Source organism: Polaromonas sp. CG_9.5 (assembly GCF_035984465.1).
In the GTDB taxonomy this organism is placed as follows: domain Bacteria; phylum Pseudomonadota; class Gammaproteobacteria; order Burkholderiales; family Burkholderiaceae_C; genus Polaromonas.
In genome coordinates, this window is sequence record NZ_JAXCHR010000007.1 from 102,784 (window position 1) to 124,037 (window position 21,254).

The window sequence follows — 21,254 nt, forward strand, 5'->3', positions numbered from 1 at the left end:
ACTCAGACCTCTACCTTGATGGGAATGGTGCGTTTTTTGCTGCCGCCAAACAGGCTGACATCGCTGGCACCGTCGGAGCAGCCATTGCCGAAGGTGAAGCCGCAGCCGCCGCGCATGTCAAACGCGTTTTCGGCGTATTCGCGGTGGCTGGTCGGAATCACGAAGCGGTCTTCGTAGTTGGCAATCGCCATGATGTGGTACATCTCCTCGACCTCGGCGACGCTCAAGCCGGCCTGCGCCAGCACCGCCAGGTTCTGCTCGTTGTCCACATGCTTGCTGCGCTGGTAGGAGCGCATCGCCATCATCCGCTGCAGCGAACGGATCACCGGCGCGGTGTCACCCGCCGTCAGCAAATTGGCCAGGTACTGCACCGGAATGCGCATCTGGGCAATATCAGGCAACTCGCCGTTGATGCCGATATGCCCGGCGTTGGCGGCCGACGTGATCGGCGACAGCGGCGGTACATACCAGACCATCGGCAGCGTGCGGTACTCGGGGTGTAGCGGCAGGGCCACTTTCCACTCCACGGCCATTTTGTACACCGGACTCTTGCGGGCGCCGTCCATCCACGCATCGGGAATGCCGTCAAGGCGCGCTTGCGCAATCACCGCCGGATCGTTCGGGTCCAGGAAAATGTCGAGCTGGGCCTGGTACAAATCCTTGTCATCCGGCACGCTGGCGGCTTCCTGGATGCGGTCGGCGTCGTACAAAATGACGCCCAGGTAGCGGATGCGGCCGACGCAAGTTTCGCTGCACACCGTCGGCTGGCCGGCTTCGATGCGCGGGTAGCAAAACGTGCATTTCTCGGCCTTGCCGCTTTTCCAGTTGTAATAAATTTTCTTGTACGGGCAACCCGAGACGCACATGCGCCAGCCCCGGCATTTGTCCTGGTCGATCAGCACAATGCCGTCTTCTTCCCGCTTGTAGATCGAGCCCGACGGGCACGACGCGACGCAGGACGGGTTCAGACAGTGCTCGCACAGGCGCGGCAAGTACATCATGAAGGTGTTTTCAAACTGGCCGACCATGTCCTTTTGCACCTGGTCAAAGGTGTTGAGGTTGGCATCCTTGCTGCGCTTGGAAAACTCGCCGCCCAGAATCTCTTCCCAGTTTGGGCCCCATTCGATCTTTTCCATGCGCTTGCCGGTGATCAGGCTGCGCGGGCGGGCCGTCGGTGTCGCCTTCATTTCGGGCGCTGACTGCAAATGGTCATAGTCGAAGGTGAACGGCTCGTAATAGTCGTCAATCTGCGGCATGTTCGGGTTGGCAAACAAACGCATCAGCATTTTCCACTTGCCGCCCTGGCGCGGCTCGATGGAGCCGTCAGCCTTGCGAATCCAGCCGCCGTTCCATTTGTCCTGGTTTTCCCATTCCTTGGGGTAACCGATGCCGGGCTTGGTTTCAACGTTGTTGAACCAGGCGTATTCCATGCCGGGCCGGCTGGTCCAGACGTTCTTGCAGGTGACCGAACAAGTGTGGCAACCAATGCACTTGTCCAGGTTCAGCACCATGCCGATTTGTGCGCGTACCTTCATGCTGCTTCTCCCAGTTGTTGCACCGCAAAGGCGCGGTCATCGTCCCGTGGCGTGTCCAGCCAGTCGACCTTGTCCATCTTGCGCACCACGACGAATTCGTCGCGGTTGGTGCCGATGGTTCCGTAGTAGTTGAAGCCGTAGCTCAACTGCGCATAGCCGCCGATCATGTGCGTGGGTTTCAGCACAATCCGGGTCACCGAGTTGTGGATGCCGCCGCGCTGGCCGGTGATTTCCGAGCCCGGCGTGTTGACGATCTTTTCCTGTGCGTGGTACATCATCACCATGCCGGGCTTGACGCGCTGGCTGACCACGGCCCGTGCAGAAATCGCGCCGTTCACGTTGTAGGCCTCAATCCAGTCGTTGTCCTGCACACCGATCAGCTTGGCGTCGTCTTCACTGAGCCAGATGATCGGGCCGCCACGGCTCAGGGTGAGCATCAACAGGTTGTCGGTGTACGTCGAGTGAATACCCCATTTCTGATGCGGTGTGATGAAGTTCAACAAAATTTCGGCGTTGCCGTTGGAACGGATGCCGTGCACCCCGGCCGTCGCTTTCAGGTTCACGGGCGGACGGTAGCTGGCCAGGCCTTCGCCGAAGGCCAGCATCCACGGGTGGTCCTGGTAGAACTGCTGGCGGCCCGTCAGGGTGCGCCACGGGATGTACTCATGCACGTTGGTGTAGCCGGCGTTGTACGACACCGTCTCGGATTCAATGCCGCTCCAGGTCGGCGAGCTGATGATCTTGCGCGGCTGCGCCTGGATGTCGCGAAAACGGATTTTTTCGTCTTCGCGGTGCAGCGCCAGATGGGTGTGGTCGCGCCCGGTCTGCTTGCCCAGTGCTTTCCAGGCCTTTACGGCGACGTGGCCGTTGGTTTCAGGCGCCAGCTGCAGCACCATTTCGCAGGCGTCGATGTCGCTGAGGATGCGCGGCATGCCCTGCGTGACGCCGGGCTCGGTCACCAGGCCGTTCAACTGGCCGAGCTGCGTGACCTCGATGTCGGTATTCCAGGAAATGCCCTTGCCGCCGTTGCCGATCTTTTTCAGCAGCGGGCCAACCGCCGTGAAGCGCTTGTACACGTTGGGATAGTCGCGCTCGACGACCTGCATTTGCGGCGCCGTCTTGCCGGGAATCAGCTCGCATTCGCCGCGTTTCCAGTCCTTCACCTCGAAAGGCTGGGCCAGCTCGCCCGGGGTGTCGTGCATCACCGGCGTGAGCACCATTTCCTGCTCGACGCCGAGGTGGCCGACGCACAGTTCGCTGAATTTCTTCGCAAAGCCTTTGTAGATTTCCCAGTCGCTCTTTGACTGCCACACCGGGTCCACGGCGGTAGACAACGGATGGATGAAGGGGTGCATGTCGCTGGTGTTGAGGTCGTTCTTTTCGTACCAGGTCGCGGTGGGCAGCACGATGTCGGAATACAGACAGGTGGTACTCATGCGGAAGTCGAGCGTGACCAGCAAATCGAGCTTGCCTTCTGGCGCCTTGTCGTGCCAGACGACTTCCTCGGGCTTGCCATCCTCGGCGCCCAGGTCCTTGCCCTGCACGCCGTTGTCGGTGCCCAGCAGGTGCTTGAGAAAGTACTCATGGCCCTTGCCCGACGAGCCGATGATGTTGGAGCGCCAGACAAACATGTTGCGCGGCCAGTTGGCCGGATGGTCCGGGTCTTCGCAGCTCAGCTTGAGCGAGCCGTCTTTGAGCGACTGGACCACATAGTCTTTGGCATCCAGCCCGGCGGCCTGCGCGTCTTTCACGACCTGCATCGGATTGGTCTGCAGTTGCGGCGCAGAAGGCAGCCAGCCCATGCGCTCGGCGCGCACGTTGTAGTCGATCATGCTGCCGCCATATTGCTTCTTGTCGGCCAGCGGCGACAGCACTTCATCGACGCCGAGCTTTTCATAGCGCCACTGGTCGGTGTGGGCATAGAAAAAGCTGGTCGAATTCATCTGCCTTGGCGGGCGAATCCAGTCGAGCGCAAAGGCCAGCGGCGTCCAGCCGGTCTGCGGCCGCAGCTTTTCCTGGCCCACATAGTGCGCCCAGCCGCCGCCGCTCTTGCCGATGCAGCCGCACATCATCAGCATGTTGATGACGCTGCGGTAGTTCATGTCACTGTGGTACCAGTGGTTCATGCCGGCGCCGATGATGACCATCGATCGGCCTTCGGTCTTTTCGGCGTTCTCGGCGAACTGGCGGGCAACGGTGATGATCTGGTCGCGCGGCACGCCGGTGATCTGCTCCTGCCAGGCGGGTGTGTAAGGCGTGTTGTCGTTGAAATCGGCGGCGGCCAGTTCGCCGGGCAGGCCGCGCGGAATGCCGTATTGCGCGGCTTGCAGGTCGAACACGGTGGCGACCAGCACCTCCCTGGCTTCGCCGTCCTTGCCGACCGAAATACGCGTCACCGGCACGCTGCGCACCAGCACATCGCCCTGTTCGTTGTTCGGGAAATGCTCGTGGTGGATGCCGCCGAAATACGGAAAACCGACGCGGGCGCTGTCGTGACCGGCTTCGTCGCCTTCCAGCGCCGACAGCCTGAGGCTCACGTCATTCCCATCACGCGCTTCCTTGGCTTCCAGGTTCCACTGGCCGGTGTCGGCGCGGCCGTCCGGTCCCCAGCGGAAACCAATCGCGCCCTGCGGCGTGACGACATTGCCCTGCGCATCAAAGGCGACGGTTTTCCAGTCAGGGTTGTTGTCCTGGCCGAGCTGGTCGGCAAAGTCGGAGGCGCGCACATAGCGGTCGGGCACCAGGCAGGTGTCGCCGTTCTCCAGCGTGTGGGACTTGAGGATCACCAGCATCGGCAGATCGGTGTAGCGGCGTGCATAGTCGTCGAAATACGCCGAGCGCGGTTTGCCGTTGCCGCCGAAATAGAAGTCTTTCAAAATCACATGACCCATCGCCATGGCGACGGCGGCGTCGGTGCCCTGCTTGGGGTGCAGCCACAAATCGGACAGCTTGGCGACTTCGGAATAATCGGGCGTGATGGCGACGGTCTTGCAGCCCTTGTAGCGAACTTCGGTGAAGAAGTGGGCGTCGGGCGTGCGCGTCTGCGGCACGTTGGAGCCCCAGGCAATGATGAAGCTGGAGTTGTACCAGTCGGCCGACTCGGGCACGTCGGTCTGTTCGCCCCAGACCTGCGGGCTGGACGGAGGCAGGTCGCAGTACCAGTCGTAAAAGCTCATGCACACGCCGCCAATCAAGGAAAGGTAGCGTGAACCCGAGGCGTAGCTGACCATCGACATGGCGGGAATCGGCGAGAAACCGATGATGCGGTCGGCGCCGTGCTGCTTGATGGTGTAGATATTGGACGCGGCGATCAGCTCGTTGACCTCGTCCCAGGTCGAACGCACCATGCCTCCCAGGCCGCGCACGCTCTGGTAGTCGCGCCGCTTGGCATCGTCCTGCACCACGGCGGCCCAGGCCTCGACCGGCGCCAGCGTCAGGCGCGCCTCGCGCCAGTGCTTGAGCAGGCGGGCGCGGATCATCGGGTACTTGACGCGGTTGGCGCTGTACAGATACCAGCTGTAGCTGGCGCCGCGCGAGCAGCCGCGCGGCTCGTGGTTGGGCATGTCCCAGCGCGTGCGCGGGTAGTCGGTCTGCTGGGTTTCCCAGGTGACGATGCCGCCCTTGACGTAAATCTTCCACGAGCACGAACCGGTGCAGTTCACGCCATGGGTGCTGCGCACCACCTTGTCGTGCGCCCAGCGGTTGCGGTAGGCGTCTTCCCAGGTGCGGTCTTCCGCCGTGGTGACGCCGTGGTCGCCCGAGAACGATTCCCTGGGGTTGGAAAAGTGGCTTAGTCGATCAAGAAAATGACTCATTCTGGTCTCCTTTGATTCAATAAAAAGTGTGAGGTTCGGGGAGCCCTCACCCCTGCCCTCTCCCGGAGGGAGAGGGAGCAAGAGGGCTCAAGGGTTCTTGATTTCTGCACCGGCGCGCAGGTAGAACCACCAGTTCAGCACCAGGCACAGGGCGTAAAAAATCGCAAAGCCGTACATCGCGTTTTGTGGCGTTCCGGCCTTGATCTGCGCGCCAATCACCACCGGGGCAATGAAAGCGCCGTAGGCGGCGATAGCTGAAGTCCAGCCCAGCACCGGGCCGGCCTGCTGGCGGTCAAAAATCACGCCGATGGTGCGAAAGGTCGAGCCGTTGCCAATGCCGCTGGCAGCAAACAGCACGACGAACAGCGCCATGAAAGCGAAGAAATACTGCTCAGGCGTGGCCGAGTTGTAGGCCAGCAGCATCACGTACCCGACCGCCACCGAGGCGAGCACCATGACCGCAGAAATCGCCTGCGTGACGATGGAGCCACCGACCTTGTCGGCAATCCAGCCGCCCACAGGCCGAATTGCCGCGCCCACAAACGGGCCGATCCAGGCATAAGCCAGCACGGCGGGCGCGTTCGGGTTGTTCAGCGTGTGCTGCATCACACCGGCTGCGTTCGGTACATGGCTGACGCCAAAAATCACCTTCATCGCCAGCGGCAGCGCCATCGAAAAACCGATGAACGAGCCGAAGGTGACGATGTACAAAATGGTCAGCGACCAGGTGTGCTTGTTGCTGAAGATGGCAAACTGTTTGGCGACGTTTTCCTTCATCGGGCCAAAGGCCGTGACCTTGAGCACCATCAAGGTGCTGACAATGATCAGCGGCATCGCCAGCCACATGTTCAGCACGCCCAGGCCCGACGGCTTGGGCAGGTACAGGTACAGGCCGATGCCGGCAGGAATGAACGACAGCGTGTAGAGCCAGGTAATTTTGAGGAAGGCCGGAATCGTGCCGCCAATAGCGGGCGAGACCGTCTTGAGGTTGTTCATGCCAAACCAGCACAAAATCGACAGCGGCACCAGCGACAGCACCCAGGCAAAGCCCGCGTTCTGGATCCAGGTCGGCGTGCCGGGCGGAATGGCGCCAAAAATCCAGCCGCTCTCCTTGAGCAGCGTCATCGGTTCGCCGCCGAAGCTGCCAAAGATGTTCACCGTCATCACCAGCGGAATCACGATCTGCATCGTGGTCACGCCAAAATTGCCAAGACCGGCATTCAGCCCCAACCCGGTTCCCTGCAGGCGCTTCGGGAAAAAGCTGCTGATGTTGGACATGGAGCTGGCAAAGTTGCCGCCGCCCACGCCAGACCACAGCGCCATGAGCTGAAACGACCACAGCGGCCATTCCGGGTGCTGCAACACAATGCCGGTGCCAATCGCCGGAGCCAGAAGCATGGCGGTGGTCAGGAAAATCGTGTTGCGGCCGCCGGACAGGCGAATCAGGAACGACGCCGGAATGCGCATCGTCGCCCCGGCCAAACCGGCAATCGCGGTGAGGGTGAACAGTTCGGCCTGGCTGAACGGGTAGCCCAGGTTCATCATCTGCACGGTGATGATGCCCCACATGCCCCAGACGGCAAAGCCGCACAGCAGGGCCGGAATCGAGATCCAGAGGTTGCGGTAAGCGATGCGCTTGCCGGTGGTTTCCCAGAAAGTTTCGTCTTCAGGACGCCAGTCGCCGATGTCGGCACCGGAATCCTTCCCGGACGGCAGCACCGTAGCGCCTGCAGAGGAGGCAGTTTTAAGGCTCATGATTTTCTCGGTAGTAAATTCGGGTTCAGGCTGGGGCGACTGCCGCGCTGCGGCCCATGACATCGGTGCGGCGCACCTCGGTCCAGTACATCCAGATCAGCGAGACCCAGACCACGCCATACATCAGCATGAAGGCGCTGGAGCGGATGCCGGTCAAATCCATCAGCACGCCGAACAGGATGGGCAGCACAAAGCCGCCCAGGCCGCCGGCCAGTCCGACGATGCCGCTGATCGCGCCGATGTTGTGCGAATAGTCGTTGCTGATGTACTTGAAGACGCTGGCCTTGCCAAAGGCAAACGCCACGCCCAGCACACCCATCAGCCCGGTGAAGGCATAAATGTTCAGGCCGAGGTGAAAGGTGGTCGGGCCGTTGACGGTCAAGAGCGTGAAATCCATCTGCGGATACGACAGCAGGAACAGGCAGATCCAGCTCACCCACATCACCCACCAGGTCACGCTGTGTGCGCCGTACTTGTCCGACAGCACACCGCCAACCGCGCGCAGCACGCCGCCGGGCAGCGAAAAGCAGGCCGCCAGCAGCGCCGCCGTGCGGATGTCCAGGCCGTATTCGCCGATGTAGTACTGCACCATCCACAGCGACAGCGCCACATAGCCGCCAAACACGATGCTGTAGTACTGGCAGTACTTGAGCACCTTGGGGTCTTTCAGCGCCTTGAGCTGGTCCCTGAAGCTGACATTGCTCGGCACCAGGTGCTTCGGGTCGCTGTGGCTGAACAGCCAGAACAGCACCAGCGTGGCCAGCATGATGACCGCATACGCCTGCGGCACCATGGTCCAGCCGAAGGCCACCAGGATCACCGGCGCGACGAACTTGTTGACGGCCGCGCCCGAGTTGCCCGCGCCATACACGCCCATCGCCGTGCCCTGGCGGTTCTTGGGAAACCAGCGCGCCACATACGGCGTGCCGACCGAAAACGAGCCGCCCGCCAGTCCGACGAACAGGCCGATGGTGATGAAATGCCAGTACTGGGTGGCGTAGCTCATCATCCAGATCGCTGGCACGGTGAGGGCCATCAGCACCGCCATAACGATGCGGCCGCCGTATTTGTCGGTCCAGATGCCCAGCGGCACGCGGATCAGCGAGCCGGTCAGCACCGGCATGGCGGTCAGCAGGCCGAACTGGGTGGCGTTCAGGTTCAGCATCTTCTTGATCGGGATGCCAATGACGCCGAACATCATCCAGACCATGAAGCAGACGGTGAACGCCAGCGTGCTGACGATCAGCACCGACCAGGCTTTTCTTGAATTGTTCAGCTCGGAAGCCACGTTGTTCTCCAGGGACATGACATGACTGTCGGGTTTTCCCGGGCTTTTGAATATCCTCCGTTCGACCCGTGGCGCGGCAGCACAAGAACGATGGCCAACCCGCAGGCCATCGTTCTGAAGGACTACTCCCCCGTCAATTCAGGGAAAGATTGATGCAGATCAAATTTGATCCGGGCCAGCAATGCAGTAAGCCCATGCCGCAGCCGCTTTGTTGAACGTCTTTCAGGCTATTTGCGCAAGACTGGAAAGCGCAGACAGCTATTAAAAACATAGCCAGGCAAATGCATGGGACGACCGGCCTGAACGAGGACTGCGCACCGTCACGCGCTACGGACAAGGAACCTGCGAACAGCGCATGCCGCCTGCGCTACTCCGGCCACTCTGCGACAAGGCAAATGCCCTGCCTGACAAGGCGTTTGAAGCCGTCAATGAATGCGGCGCATGGGCCGCGTCAAGGCCGTCAAGCCCCCCTTAAGGCCGTCCCACGGCAAAGTGGGCGCGGCAAAAGGACAATTTCACAGCACAAGCCAATGAATCGCTGAAAAACTTGGCAATTTAATGGATTATCGGCCTGTGGTGCACGGCTGGCGGCCACAAGCAGCTATCAATAAATGAGTATTGCCTTGTTATTGCTCAACCCGCCTCAAGACCAGCGGCTACCACGGCGGCCTGCACGCGTGAGGTGAGTTGCAGCTTGCGCAGAATGTGCTGGACGTGAATCTTGACCGTGGTTTCTGCGATGTCGAGCTTGCGCGCAATCAGCTTGTTGCTGTCGCCCAGCGCGATCAGGGCCAGCACTTCGCGCTCGCGCGCTGACAGCAAATCAATGCCGGCGCGCGCGGTCTGCCCGGCTGCCTCCGCCGGCATTTCGGGCAACGCTGCAGGTTCGCACGGCGTTGGCACCAGCGGCTCGGGTGAGGCAGATTTGCTGCGAAAAGCGGTGACCAGCTTGGTCATCATTTCGGGGCTGATGACCGATTCGCCGGCCAGCACCTTGATGATGAATTCGGACAGGTGGTCGAGTTCCACGGTTTTCAGCAGGTAGCCGTCAGCCCCGGCTTGCAGCGCGGCGGCCAGGTCGTTTTCGTTTTCGCTGACGGTCAGCATCAGGATGCGGATGCCCGGCGCGGCTGCTTTCAGCGACGCAATGCCGTCGACGCCCAGCACGCCGGGCAGGTGGTTGTCGAGCAGCACCAAATCGGGCGGCGCTTGGGCCACGCAGCGCAGCGCTTCGCCGATGTCGCCGGCCTGGCCAGTCACCTGAAAGCGCTCGTCCTGCGACAGCAAGGCGATCAGGCCGCGCCGGAACAGCGTGTGGTCATCGACCACCAGCAGGCGAATCAGTTCCATCGCTTCGCCCTTTGCAATACGCTATGAATTAAATAGCTGCTTGCGCAGGCGGGTCGTACACCAGAGGCATTTTTCATTACTATTCCGTCGTTTAATGTCAGGTTGGGTCAATGGCTGCGCATCAGCCCGGCCAGCGACTCCAGCTCCAGCCCGGTGATGGCCGTGCCGCTGCTTCTTGATACCGGATGCGTGGGCAGCGTCAGGCTGGCGATGGTGCCCTGCCCTGGCCTGGAGATGATTTCAACGTGGGCACCAATGCCGCCGGCGCGCTCGCGCATGATTTTCATGCCGACATGCGAGGGGCCGTGACCTTGGCGCGCATCGAAACCGATGCCGTCGTCGCGCACCATGAAGCGCCACTGCGCGCCCTTGTGGACTTCGAGCTCGACCTTGCTGGCGCTGGCATGCTTGCGCACATTGGACAGCGCTTCCTGCAGCACATGCAGCACATGCACCTGCACGTCGGGCGGCAGCGGCAGGCCGTCGCCATGCACTTTCAGGTGCGTCGGCAGCCCAGTCTGGTGCTGGAATTTTTGCAGGGTTTCCTGCAGCGCTTGCTCAATGTCGTCGGTGTTGGTGCGGGTGCGGAAATGCACCAGCAGCTCGCGCACGTCGCCGATGCTCTCGCGCAGGCCAACATCGAGTTCGTCCAGCGCCTGGTGCATTTGCGCAGTCTGGCCTTTCTGGGCGGCGATGCGCAGCAGTTGCAGCTGGATCTTGAGGAACACCAGCGACTGCGCGATTGAGTCGTGCAGCTCACGCGCCAGCATGGTGCGCTCTTCGGCCACGGCGGCTTCCCGGGCCAGCGCGGCGGCGCGCAGGCTTTCAAGGGCGCTGGCCAGGTGGCTGGCGAGTGCGTCGAGCAGCTCGGTTTCTTCGTCGCTGAGCGTGACGGGGCTGCGAAAAAACAGGTTGAATTCGCCCAGCAAGCGCTGCTGCAGCCGGATCGGCACGCTGACGACGCTTTCGTAGCCGACCTTGGCGCAGCGCCGCACCGGGATTTCGTCATGGCTCAGGATCGGGATGACGCGGGTTTTTGAATCAAACTGCAGGTTGCCGCAGACGCAAGCGCCCGACAGCAAGCTGCGTTCTTCTTCCAGCATGTCCTGCGGAAAACAGTCAGACGCCAGCATCAGGTAACGCTGGCTGGCGTCGTCCGACCAGCGCACCGCGCCGGCGTCGGCCTTCATCAGGGTGCGCACCCGCTGGGCAAACCCTTGCGCCAGCTCTTCGATGCTGCCGGCCTGCGCCAAAAACGCGCTGACTTCATACAGCGCCTCCAGCCGCACGCGCTGCGCCTCGATGTGCCGAATCTTGGCCTCGACCTGCGATTCAAGCCCTTTGTACATCGCATCGAGCTTGCCGGCCATGCGGTTGAAACCGGCGGCGACCTGGCCAAACTCGTCCTCGGTATCGACTTCAATGCGGGCCGCAAATTCTCCGGCCTCGACCTTGCCCAGCCCTTGATGCAAGCGGCTCAAGGGGCTGATGACGTACAGATAGCCGGTGTAGAGCATGATGACCGCGCCGCCAATCGCCAACGCCATCATGGCGAACTGGAACAGGTTGAGGATGGCGGTCAGCCGGGACAAATGCAGCTCGATGGCCAGCACGAAGGCGTCAATCGCCTCGACAAAATCCCCACTCGCCTGCAGTGACGCACCCACCGGCAGGGCCGGCCCGCCCAGCCACTGCTGGCGCTGCACAAGCCACAGCGACTCGACGGTCAAAAACTTGTCTTTGACGCGCGCGTCCCAAGGCACAAACAGCGGCCGGGACGCATCACCGCGACGCAGCACCGACAGGCTTTCCTCGAAATTGTTGACCAGGCGCTGCAGCTCGGGCTGCGGCGTGCCAGCATACACGGCGCTGGTCAGCCGCCAGGTTTGCATGCGCATGCGGCCGGCTTCGTTCACGGCTGCAGCGCCGCCCTCCAACTGCCAGGTGACCCACAAGGTCAGCCCGATCGACGCCAGCGCCAGCACCAGCAGGCTGGCACCGATGCGGATCAGCTTTTTGGAAAGAGACGCCGTGTGCTGCATGCCACTAGCGCTTCGCGCTGCCCGGCGCGGCGCGCTGGGCAGGAGGCGCGCGCGATGGGGCGGCGCAGTATTCGCACACCATGCCGGCCAGCCGGTGCAGCGCCTGCCAGCCGCTGGCCGGCCAGTCGGGCTGCTTCAGCCCCTTGACGATGCCATCGACTTTTTGCGCCGCATCAAGCAGCCGGGCCAGCGCGGCATCGCTCATGCCGGGCAAGACGCGTTCGTAGAGTTTTTCTTTCGCGCCCCAGACGCGGTTGTCGCGTAGCGCCATCGGCATGGGCCGGCCGGCGCGGATTGCGTCTTTCACGCGCTTCATGCTGCGGATGTCTTCGGCCAGCGCCCAATGCACCAGCACTTCAGACTCGCCTTCGGACTGCAGGCCGTCAATCATGCGGGCGGCGCGCAAGGGCTGGCCGCCGAGCACCGCTTCTGACAGCTTGAACACGTCGTAGCGCGCTACATTGAGCACGGCGTTTTCAACCTGCTCAAAGCTCAAAACGCCGTCCCCTGTCACCGGGTACAGCAGCGCCAGTTTCTGGATTTCCTGGTGCGCGGCCAGCAGGTTGCCTTCGACGCGGTCGGCAAAAAACTGCAGCGTGCGCTGGCCTTCTTCGCCGCTGGCGACGCGCTGGCCTTGTTGCTGCAGGCGCTGGGCGATCCATTGCGGCAGCACGGGCCGGCCAACCGGCTCGAATTTCACCGTCACGCCAAAGCTCTCGAGTGCGCCAAACCACGCGCCTTTGCTGGTGGCGCTGTCGAGCCGGGGCAGCATGACCAGCGTCAGTGTCGAGTCGTCGCCCTGGGCGCGCTCGGCCAGCTGCTGCAGCGCCACCGAGCCGTCCTTGCCGGGCTTGCCGCTGGGAATGCGGACTTCCACGATCTGCTTGTCGGCAAACAGGCTCAGCGAGCCGCCGCTGGCCAGCACTTCGCTCCAGTCGAAATGCGCACCGGACACGGTGTGCACCGTGCGTTCGGTGTAGCCACGGCTGCGGGCCGCCGCACGCAGGGCGTCGGCAAATTCCTGCACCAGCAACGGTTCGTCGCCATGCAGGGTGTAGAGGCTTTTGAGGCCGCGCTTGAGGTGGTCAGACAGTTGAGCGGGGGCCAGTTGCATAGTGAGACGATTTTAGGATACGCATTGAGTCTGGCCGCCCCGGCTTTGCGGTTGCACAGTGCGCGGCAACCCGCCTGTCAGGGTGCGTGAGCTGGCACTGGCCCGAGTGTGAAATAAAACGTCGCGCCTTCGTTTTCCTGGCCCTGCGCCCAGATGCGGCCGGCGTGCTGCTCAATGATTTTTTTCACCGTCGCCAGTCCGATGCCATAGCCCGGAAAATCCGTCGGCGCGTGCAGCCGCTCAAAGGTGCCAAACAGCTTGGCGGCGTGCGCCATGTCAAAGCCGGCCCCGTTGTCCTTGACAAAATAGACGGTTTCGCCGTTGTCCGCCGCCAGGCTGCCGACTTCAATGCGGGCCAGCGCCCGTTTGGAGGTGAACTTCCAGGCGTTGAGCAGCAGGTTTTGCATCACTGAGTCCAGCAGGCGTGCATCGCCTTTGACGCACAAGCTGTGCTGAATTTGAAATTGCGCCTGGCGCTGCGGCTCGCGCTCGCGACAGTCGCGCTCGATGCGCTGCGCAATCACCGCCAGGTCCACGTCTTTGACCTGCAGCGTGCTGCGTGACAACTGGGCCAGCGACAGCATGCCATCAATCAACTCGCCCATCTGCTGCGTACCGGCGCGAATCCGGCTGAGGTAGTGGGTGATTTTCTCGCTGGCCGTGTCGCCGACCGCGCGCTCAAGCAAGTGGCTAAAGCCGTTGATGGTCTTGAGCGGTGCGCGCAGGTCGTGCGACACGGAATAGGAAAAAGCCTCCAGCTCCCGGTTCGTCGCCTCCAGCTGGGCCGTGCGCTGGCGCACGCGCTCTTCAAGCTCGCGGTTGAGCCTGAAGATCTCAGTGCTTGCCCGCTCCAGCTCATGGCGTCGCTGCTCGACCGACCGGACCTGGCGAATTAGCAGGACAGCGAACACCAGCGTCAAAAAGCCCTGGAAAATGTTTAAGGCAACGCTGATATAGCCGTGACTGCGTGCCGCGTCGTTGCGATTTGCAATGGTGTTCCCCATCATGTTGACGCTTGACAGCGCCATGTTGTGGATGGGTTCGAGCAGCGGCAGCATTTCGTCCAGAAGCTGACCAATGACTTGCGGCGTCAGGGCGACAGACGCATTTTCTGACAGGAAGGGATCAGCACGACTCACGAATTGCCTGATCTGTCCGACGGTATTTACTTGTTCCGCACTGGGCGCGAGTGTCTCGCCAACCTGCTCGGGCGACACCAGCGAGATCCTGCTGACAAAAATTTCATAACGTTCGCGCAGCGCCTGCGTGTCAAAGCTGGCGGGGTAACGCTGTGCCTGGCGCAGATCGTCGCGCAAGACCACATATTCCAATTCAAGCTGGGAAAAGATCCAGGTGATGTTGTCCTCGGTGTAACACACCGCGCTGTTCAGCAGCTTGGCCTGGCGTATCTGTATCCAGCCTATGGCCACGAACACCGCCACCAGCACCGCAGCCACTGCCAACGCCCAGCGACTGGCCGGCCAGGGCGAGTGGCTCGTAGTCTGGCGCGCTGGCATCATTGAACCTCAATGGCGCGAAGCTGCCAGGCTGAGCGGTTGTAGTAGCGCGTCGATTGAAGCTCAATGTCTGTGTCGTAGGGGTAGACGATAAACAGCGGGCCTTTTTCGCGAATCGGCATGCGTTTTCCTTCCATCAGCAGCGCAATGATCACGGGAAACTGCACGGCATCATCCGCCGGGATGTCAGTCTTGAAGTTGTTCAACGCGACGGCCCTGAGGGTTTTTCCTTGCGCGCCAACGGCGGTGAGCACATCCCGCAGCAAAGGGCCGGTGAACTGCCTTGGTCCTGCAAACCACGGCGCGTTAGTGGTGAACGTGTGCTGGGGCAAGGCCGCCAGCATATCCATGTCAAAGTTGGCCCGGTCAGCCGCATTTTTCTGGGTGATGTGACCGCTCATGGACAAGACAACCGGGCCCTTGGGCGCCTCCAGTGCTTGAGTAGGTCCATAAAGCGTGAGGGCCAACAGGCCGACAAGACAAACTTGGCGACGCAGCGATGAGAACATGAGCATTCCTGTCTGAAGAGAAGGTCTCGTGAAGCGAGCGTATTCGAGACGCTCTTTTTCGTTCCGACAAAAACTTTACCGCAAGTTTGACACAAAGTGTTTTCGGTAAAAACAGACTTGTCGCGCTGCAAGGCCCATCGTGCGCCTGATGCGCCGCTAGACAGAAAGCCGGTAGGTTTCCAGATGAATACTGGTTTCGGTGTTGCTGATGCCCTTGAGCAGGCGAATGCGTTCGAGCACTTTGGCCAGGTCTTGCAGATTTTCGGCGCGCAGTTCGGCCAGCAAATCCCAGCGGCCATTGGTGTCATGCAGCGTCGCCACGCCGGGCTCGCCCAGCAGGCTGGCAATCACGCTGCGGGTCTGGTTGCCGTCCACCGCAATGCTCATCCAGGCCTTGATCTCGTTGCGCGGCACGTCAGGCCGCAGTCGCACGGTGTAGCCGACGATGACGTTGTCGTCTTCAAGCCGCCGGATGCGGTTGGTGACGGTGCCGCGTGACACGCCCAGCCGGGCCGCCAGCGCGGCCACGGACAGGCGCGCATCGTGGCGCAGCAGGGCAATGAGTTGGTGGTCGGTTTCGTCCATTTAGGCACCTTTTTCTGTCATTACGTCAACATATTGGCTATTTACCCCCATTATTGACACTTGTTATTGATTCATGGCTGAAACACACTGGTGCTTATCTTTATAAAACAAGGCGAGACAACCATGAACACCCCCACCACACCCAGCCTGAACACCCTGTTTTTAAGCCCGCAGGATGTGGCCGGCATCGTGCGCCAGCAGGGTCTGGCCCAGACGCTCAAAGGCATAGCCGACTGCATCCAGCAGGATTTTTTGCGCTGGCAAAATTTTGACAAGTCGGCCCGCCTGGCCAGCCATTCGCCTGGTGGCGTGATTGAGCTCATGCCGATTGCCGATGCCCACACCTACACCTTCAAATACGTCAACGGCCATCCGAAAAACACGGCGCTTGGCCTGTCCACGGTGATGGCGTTTGGCGTGCTGGCCGATGTGGCGACCGGCGTGCCGCTCTTGATCAGCGAACTGACGCTGACCACCGCCCTGCGCACGGCGGCCACCTCCGCCGTGGCGGCGCGTGCACTGGCCCGGCCGGGCAGCCGCGTGATGGCGCTGATTGGCAATGGCGCGCAAAGCGAGTTCCAGGCGCTGGCCTTTCACCATCTGCTGGGCATTGAGGAAATCCATTTGTACGACATTGACCCCGCCGCCACCGCCAAGCTGATGCGCAACCTGCAAGCCAACCCCGACGCCAGGGGTCTGTGCCTGCGGGCTTGCAGCAGCACCCTTGAAGCCGTGCGCAATGCCGACATCGTGACCACCGTGACCGCCGACAAAGCCTATGCCACCGTCATCACGGCGGGCATGCTCAAGCCGGGCACGCACCTCAATGCGGTCGGCGGCGACTGTCCCGGAAAAACCGAGATTCATGCCGATGTGCTGGCAAGCGCCAAGGTGTTCGTCGAATACGAACCGCAAACCCGCGCGGAAGGTGACTTGCAGCAGATGGCAGCAGACTTTGCCGTGACCGAGCTGTGGCAGGTGCTGTCGGGTGAAAAAACCGGGCGCGACAGCGCAGCGCAGATCACGGTGTTCGACTCGGTCGGCTTTGCACTTGAGGACTTTTCTGCACTGCGGTATCTTCACGACACGGCGCAAGCGCTGGCCGCCGGCAGCGCCATTCCCCTGATTCCCCGACTGGACGACCCGAAGAATCTTTACCAGCTCATCAAGCCGGCTTTTTCTGCCGAAACTTCAGCCAAGCGCCCTTCAGAGCCGATCAGTGCAGCCGCTGCCGCTTCTTGCCCTGCTGTGCAAGCTGACGAAAATCAGGCTGCACTGGCCTGAAACCCTCTTTATTCAACATGGAATCAACCTCTACATGACACGACACATCCGACTCATAGGCGCCCCCACCGACGTGGGCGCAGGCACGCGCGGCGCTTCAATGGGGCCTGAAGCCTTTCGCGTTGCCGGGCTGCAACCCACGCTCGAAGGCATTGGCCTGCGCGTGACCGACTGGGGCAACGTCAGCGGACCGGCCAACCCGTGGCAAGCCCCGGTCAGCGGCTACCGCCATCTGGTCGAGGTGGCGGCCTGGAACCATGCGGTGCATGAAGCGGTGCATGCCGCGCTGGACGAAGACGAATTGCCCATTTTGCTGGGCGGCGACCATTGCCTGGCGATTGGCTCGATCAGTGCGGTGGCCCGCCGTTGCCGTCAGCAGGGCAAAAACCTGCGCGTGCTGTGGCTGGACGCGCACACCGATTTCAACACCCATGAGCTGACGCCGACCGGCAACACACACGGCATGCCGGTGGCGGTGCTGTGCGGTCACGGGCCCGCTGAGCTGACGGCGATTGGCGGCATGACGCCCGCCTTGCAAGCATCGGCTTTTCGCCAGATCGGCATCCGCAGTGTGGACGAAGGAGAGAAATGCTTCGTCCGGCAGTCAGGCATGGAAGTATTCGACATGCGCTACATCGACGAGATGGGCATGCGGCACACCATGAAAGCGGCGCTGGCGGGCATGGACGACAACACGCACCTGCATGTGAGCTTTGATGTGGACTTTCTGGATGCCAGCTTCGCGCCCGGCGTTGGCACGGCGGTCAAGGGAGGCCCGACTTACCGCGAGGCGCAGCTGTGCATGGAAATGATTGCCGACACGGGCCGACTGGCGTCGCTGGACGTGATGGAGCTGAATCCAGCACTGGACGTGCGCAACGCCACAGCGGAAGTGGCGCTGGACCTGATTGAAAGCCTGTTTGGTAAAAGCACACTGATGCGGCGCGGATAGCGCGACATCACGGAGCACCAGGATTGCGGACTGCAGCTTTAGCAGAAGGCTATTTGCTACTGAATTAATAGCTGCTTGCGCATACCCAGCATGCGCAATCGGCTTATTTCATGCGAAAAATCCGTTTTTTGGTCAAATAAAAACGCGCTAAAGAGCCAAAAACCCCTGGACATCAGCGAGGACGGCAAAACCGGCTTGACCGGGCCGCTGGCAAAGCGGCTATCTGCAAGAAGCGTTGGGGTACAACTTCCCCACCAGCAGGGGCCGCAGAACCGGCTTTGCCGGGCTGCAGGCGCAGCAGCCCCTTCGGGGGGCAGCGACCCGCGCAGCGGCGGAGCGTGGGGGGCGACATTCTCGGCTTCGCCGGGCCGCAGGCGCAGCGCCCCCTCGGGGGGCAGCGACCCGCGCAGCGGCGGAGCGTGGGGGCCTACACACTGCACCAGGGTGCCGTGTCATGCACCAAGCCCATCCACAAAGCCCAGCCCGATGTCACCACCAGCGCCAGACCCGCCAGCCGGACGCCCCATTCGCCGCTGCCGTTGCCGCGCAGTCGCAGCAAGAGCCAAGGGCCGATCAAAAGTGAAACACTGCTGCCGAGCGCGAACAGCGCCATCGTCAGCGCACCGTCCAGCGGCCCGCCGCTGAGCGCCGCCACCAGCACCGCCGAATACAGCAAGCCGCAAGGCATGAAGGCCCAAAGCGCACCAATCGCCAGCGGTGCACCGCGCCCCCAAGCGGCATTGAAAGCCTGAACGCGGGCCCAGACGTTGCGGGCGGTGGTGTCGAGCCAGACCGGCTGGCGCGCCAGCAGCACCAGCATGAGGCCCATCATCATCACGGCGACATGAAACAGCGTCCAGACCGGTCGCAGGGCGGCGGTTTGTGTCGTCAGCCAGCCCAAGCCCTGCATGGAAGCTGCCGCCACTGCGCCCAGCGCCGAATAACTGAGCAGCCGGCCCGCCTGGAAAGTCCAGAGCGCCGATGTTTTGCGCGCGCCGGCCGCTTTGCCGATACCGGCGCAGGCGGCGCCGCACATGGCGATGCAGTGCGGCCCACCGGCCAGTCCCATGAGTAAGGCGGTCATCGCCAGCGATGTTTTCATGCAGGTGTTTTTAAATGATCCTGGAAAGTCTTGCCCGCGTACGGTCGGCCTGCAGATAGCGGTCAAACACCATCGCCACGCCACGCACGAAATACCCGCCGGTTGGCGTAATCCGCAGGCTGGTGTCGGTCACTTCCACCAGCCCCTGCGCCTGCATGTCATGCAGCAGCGTCAACTCGGCGGCAAAGTAGGTTTTGAAATCGATCAGATGGGCCAGCTCAATCGATTCAATCTCCAGATGCCCCTGGCACATCAGCGCCATGATGACGCTGCGCCGCACCATGTCATCGCGCGACAGCGCCAGCCCCCGCACCACAGGCAGGCGGCCCTGGTCGAGGTGATCGTAGTATTCGTCCAGCGTCGTGGCGTTCTGGCTGTAAGTGGCACCCACCCGCCCGATGGCCGACACGCCCAGACTGATCAGGTCGGAGTCAGGCTGGGTACTGTAGCCCTGAAAACTGCGGTACAGCCGGCCTTGCCGCTTGGCGATGGCCAGTGCATCGTCGGGCAGCGCAAAGTGCTCCATGCCCACATGCACATAGCCTGCGGCCTGAAACGCCGAAAGCGAGCGTGACAGCATCGTCAGCCTGGCTTCTACCGTGGGCAGCTCGGCCACAGAAATACGGCGTTGTGGCTTGAAGCGCTGCGGCCGATGGGCATAGGCGTACAGCGCAATGCGGTCTGGCCGCAATTGGCTCACCTGCGCCAGCGTGCGCTCGAACGACTCCGGGGTTTGCTGTGGCAGCCCGTACATCAAGTCCACATTGATCGACTTGAACCCCAGCAAACGCGCCGCCTCAATCAATGCGCGCACTTGCTCAAAGGGCTGGATACGATGCACGGCCTTCTGGACGGCAGCGTCAAAGTCCTGAACGCCAAAGCTCGGCCGGTTAAAACCCAGCTCGGCCAGTGTGGCCAATCGCGCGGCGTCAACGGTTCGCGGATCCACTTCAATCGAGTATTCACCGCTTGGCGAAAAGGCAAAACTGCGCCGCAGCATGGCCATTAATTCACGCAGTTCGTCGTCGCTGAGGAAGGTCGGGGTTCCGCCCCCCAGATGCAGCTGGGAGACGGATTGGCCAAGCCCGAGGTGCGCCGTGTGCAGGTCTACCTCGCGGCTGAGGTAGCGCAGGTAAGCTTCGGCGCGCTCATGCTGCCGGGTGATGCTTTTATTACAGGCGCAGTAGTAGCACAGCGATTCGCAAAAAGGAATGTGCACGTAAAGCGACAGCGGCAAAAACAGGGCAGCCGCCCCATGCCTGCGCTGCGCCAGTGCCTGCGACGCCTGGTCAGCCGTGAAGGCCTCTACGAATCGGTCTGTCGTCGGGTAGGAAGTGTAGGAAGGACCGGAGCCCTCAAAACGCACCATCATTTCAGGCGAGGGGATGGGCATACAATTAGCCGCGAGTGCGTTCATGACGGTTCCTTGAGACGCGCCCCCACAATCTTGGGGCAGACGCCTACCAATGTATCGCGACAAGTCAATAATTTATTTGACATAGATCAGCGGTCTACACCGTCGCAGACCAAACAACGAACCCCCCAATCAGGAGAATTTCATGTTTGACGCCACCTCAGAATCTGCGCATCCAGCCAAACGGGAAAATGCCGCCAGCGATACCAAAATCCATCCCGTAAATGCCTCCGCCATCAAGATCGCCTGTTCAAACTGCAATCTGCGTGAACTGTGCATGCCCATGGGGCTGAAGGCCGAAGAACTGGAAAAAATCGATGAAGTGGTGGCGATCCGCCGCAAGATCAAACGGGGCGCGCGGCTGTACAGCAACGGTGAAAAATTTACTTCGCTGTATGCCATCCGTACCGGTTTTTTCAAGACATGCATCAACACTGAAGATGGCCGCAACCAGGTCACCGGCTTTCAAATGGCCGGCGAAATCATCGGCCTCGACGGCATCGTCAAAGACCACCATACCTGTGATGCTGTGGCGCTGGAAGATGCGGAAGTTTGTGTCATGCCCTTTGACCGGATCGAAGAGTTGTCGCGGGAAGTGGTTTCGCTTCAGCGCCACGTCCACAATATCATGAGCCGTGAAATTGTGCGCGAGCACGGTGTGATGCTTTTGCTGGGCAGCATGCGCGCCGAGGAACGTCTGGCGGCCTTTTTGCTTAATCTCGTGCAACGGCTGCATGCAAGGGGTTTCTCGCAGTCGGAGCTGCTGCTGCGCATGACCCGGGAAGAAATCGGCAGTTATCTGGGCCTGAAACTTGAAACCGTCAGCCGGACCTTTTCAAAGTTCGTTGAAGACGGAATTGTTGAAGTCAAGCAGCGCCATGTGCGGATTATTGATACCGATGCGCTCAAGCTGATCGTCAACAACAATCAGCAACCCTGCTGATAAAAAACCCGGCGCAGCCGGCAGTCAAGGCCCATGACGCCAGAGCTGA

The 21,254-nt window shown here is 61.5% G+C and carries 15 protein-coding genes; 3 read left to right on the plus strand and 12 right to left on the minus strand.

Annotated features, from left to right (window positions below; genetic code table 11):
- Positions 1 to 2 precede the first annotated feature (2 nt).
- The 10 genes from narH to RCH06_RS07650 all read right to left on the minus strand — a co-directional run bounded on the left by narH (position 3) and on the right by RCH06_RS07650 (position 15,510).
- Positions 3 to 1,535 carry a nitrate reductase subunit beta gene (gene narH, locus RCH06_RS07605; RefSeq protein ID WP_327080842.1) on the minus strand — a complete coding sequence of 511 codons (1,533 nt, stop codon included), beginning with the start codon at positions 1,533 to 1,535 and terminating at the stop codon, positions 3 to 5.
- Complete coding sequence (locus RCH06_RS07610; protein WP_327080843.1) at positions 1,532 to 5,350, minus strand: nitrate reductase subunit alpha; 3,819 nt, start codon at positions 5,348 to 5,350, stop codon at positions 1,532 to 1,534. The genes narH and RCH06_RS07610 overlap by 4 nt, the downstream gene beginning before the upstream one ends.
- An 87-nt stretch (positions 5,351 to 5,437) precedes the next feature.
- Entirely contained in the window at positions 5,438 to 7,105 is a 1,668-nt protein-coding gene (locus RCH06_RS07615; protein WP_327080844.1) for an MFS transporter, read from the minus strand.
- 25 nt (positions 7,106 to 7,130) lie between these two features.
- Complete coding sequence (locus RCH06_RS07620) at positions 7,131 to 8,411, minus strand: MFS transporter (RefSeq protein WP_327080845.1); 1,281 nt, start codon at positions 8,409 to 8,411, stop codon at positions 7,131 to 7,133.
- Between the two features lie 615 nt (positions 8,412 to 9,026).
- Positions 9,027 to 9,743, minus strand: a complete 717-nt coding sequence (locus tag RCH06_RS07625) for a response regulator (RefSeq protein WP_327080846.1) — start codon at positions 9,741 to 9,743, stop codon at positions 9,027 to 9,029.
- Between the two features lie 107 nt (positions 9,744 to 9,850).
- Positions 9,851 to 11,785: a type IV pili methyl-accepting chemotaxis transducer N-terminal domain-containing protein gene (locus RCH06_RS07630; protein WP_327080847.1), complete on the minus strand. Its 1,935-nt coding sequence runs from the start codon at positions 11,783 to 11,785 to the stop codon at positions 9,851 to 9,853.
- Between the two features lie 4 nt (positions 11,786 to 11,789).
- Positions 11,790 to 12,899, minus strand: a complete 1,110-nt coding sequence (gene holA, locus RCH06_RS07635; protein WP_327080848.1) for a DNA polymerase III subunit delta — start codon at positions 12,897 to 12,899, stop codon at positions 11,790 to 11,792.
- 77 nt (positions 12,900 to 12,976) lie between these two features.
- Positions 12,977 to 14,419, minus strand: coding sequence for a sensor histidine kinase (locus RCH06_RS07640; RefSeq protein ID WP_327080849.1), 1,443 nt, complete (start codon positions 14,417 to 14,419; stop codon positions 12,977 to 12,979).
- Positions 14,416 to 14,925: a molybdopterin-dependent oxidoreductase gene (locus RCH06_RS07645; protein ID WP_327080850.1), complete on the minus strand. Its 510-nt coding sequence runs from the start codon at positions 14,923 to 14,925 to the stop codon at positions 14,416 to 14,418. Before RCH06_RS07645 ends, RCH06_RS07640 begins: the two co-directional genes overlap by 4 nt.
- Before the next feature lie 156 nt (positions 14,926 to 15,081).
- Positions 15,082 to 15,510 carry an Lrp/AsnC family transcriptional regulator gene (locus RCH06_RS07650; RefSeq protein WP_327080851.1) on the minus strand — a complete coding sequence of 143 codons (429 nt, stop codon included), beginning with the start codon at positions 15,508 to 15,510 and terminating at the stop codon, positions 15,082 to 15,084.
- A gap of 123 nt (positions 15,511 to 15,633) precedes the next feature.
- On the opposite strand from RCH06_RS07650, the gene RCH06_RS07655 reads away from it, so the two are divergent.
- Positions 15,634 to 16,794, plus strand: a complete 1,161-nt coding sequence (locus RCH06_RS07655) for an ornithine cyclodeaminase (RefSeq protein WP_327080852.1) — start codon at positions 15,634 to 15,636, stop codon at positions 16,792 to 16,794.
- A gap of 34 nt (positions 16,795 to 16,828) precedes the next feature.
- On the plus strand, positions 16,829 to 17,746 hold the full coding sequence (gene rocF, locus RCH06_RS07660; protein WP_327080853.1) for an arginase: 918 nt from the start codon (positions 16,829 to 16,831) through the stop codon (positions 17,744 to 17,746).
- Positions 17,747 to 18,173: 427 nt separating this feature from the next.
- Here the strand turns inward: rocF and RCH06_RS07665 are convergent, their stop codons facing one another.
- Both RCH06_RS07665 and hemN read right to left on the minus strand, forming a co-directional pair.
- Positions 18,174 to 18,848, minus strand: a complete 675-nt coding sequence (locus RCH06_RS07665; RefSeq protein ID WP_327080854.1) for a sulfite exporter TauE/SafE family protein — start codon at positions 18,846 to 18,848, stop codon at positions 18,174 to 18,176.
- Between the two features lie 10 nt (positions 18,849 to 18,858).
- A complete protein-coding gene (hemN, locus tag RCH06_RS07670) occupies positions 18,859 to 20,265 on the minus strand; it encodes an oxygen-independent coproporphyrinogen III oxidase (RefSeq protein ID WP_442799617.1) in 1,407 nt (468 codons plus the stop codon).
- A 142-nt stretch (positions 20,266 to 20,407) separates the two neighbouring features.
- Between hemN and fnr the strand changes: the two genes are divergently transcribed.
- Positions 20,408 to 21,205 carry a fumarate/nitrate reduction transcriptional regulator Fnr gene (fnr, locus tag RCH06_RS07675; protein WP_327080855.1) on the plus strand — a complete coding sequence of 266 codons (798 nt, stop codon included), beginning with the start codon at positions 20,408 to 20,410 and terminating at the stop codon, positions 21,203 to 21,205.
- Positions 21,206 to 21,254: the final 49 nt, after the last annotated feature.

What these genes read in the sequence shown, in the direction of transcription:
- narH (WP_327080842.1), bottom strand. Translation starts at nt 1,535, where the DNA reads ATGAAGGTACGCGCACAAATCGGCATGGTGCTGAACCTGGACAAGTGC.
- RCH06_RS07610 (WP_327080843.1), bottom strand. Translation starts at nt 5,350, where the DNA reads ATGAGTCATTTTCTTGATCGACTAAGCCACTTTTCCAACCCCAGGGAA.
- RCH06_RS07615 (WP_327080844.1), bottom strand. Translation starts at nt 7,105, where the DNA reads ATGAGCCTTAAAACTGCCTCCTCTGCAGGCGCTACGGTGCTGCCGTCC.
- RCH06_RS07620 (WP_327080845.1), bottom strand. Translation starts at nt 8,411, where the DNA reads ATGTCCCTGGAGAACAACGTGGCTTCCGAGCTGAACAATTCAAGAAAA.
- RCH06_RS07625 (WP_327080846.1), bottom strand. Translation starts at nt 9,743, where the DNA reads ATGGAACTGATTCGCCTGCTGGTGGTCGATGACCACACGCTGTTCCGG.
- RCH06_RS07630 (WP_327080847.1), bottom strand. Translation starts at nt 11,785, where the DNA reads ATGCAGCACACGGCGTCTCTTTCCAAAAAGCTGATCCGCATCGGTGCC.
- holA (WP_327080848.1), bottom strand. Translation starts at nt 12,899, where the DNA reads ATGCAACTGGCCCCCGCTCAACTGTCTGACCACCTCAAGCGCGGCCTC.
- RCH06_RS07640 (WP_327080849.1), bottom strand. Translation starts at nt 14,419, where the DNA reads ATGATGCCAGCGCGCCAGACTACGAGCCACTCGCCCTGGCCGGCCAGT.
- RCH06_RS07645 (WP_327080850.1), bottom strand. Translation starts at nt 14,925, where the DNA reads ATGTTCTCATCGCTGCGTCGCCAAGTTTGTCTTGTCGGCCTGTTGGCC.
- RCH06_RS07650 (WP_327080851.1), bottom strand. Translation starts at nt 15,510, where the DNA reads ATGGACGAAACCGACCACCAACTCATTGCCCTGCTGCGCCACGATGCG.
- RCH06_RS07655 (WP_327080852.1), top strand. Translation starts at nt 15,634, where the DNA reads ATGAACACCCCCACCACACCCAGCCTGAACACCCTGTTTTTAAGCCCG.
- rocF (WP_327080853.1), top strand. Translation starts at nt 16,829, where the DNA reads ATGACACGACACATCCGACTCATAGGCGCCCCCACCGACGTGGGCGCA.
- RCH06_RS07665 (WP_327080854.1), bottom strand. Translation starts at nt 18,848, where the DNA reads ATGAAAACATCGCTGGCGATGACCGCCTTACTCATGGGACTGGCCGGT.
- hemN (WP_442799617.1), bottom strand. Translation starts at nt 20,265, where the DNA reads ATGAACGCACTCGCGGCTAATTGTATGCCCATCCCCTCGCCTGAAATG.
- fnr (WP_327080855.1), top strand. Translation starts at nt 20,408, where the DNA reads ATGTTTGACGCCACCTCAGAATCTGCGCATCCAGCCAAACGGGAAAAT.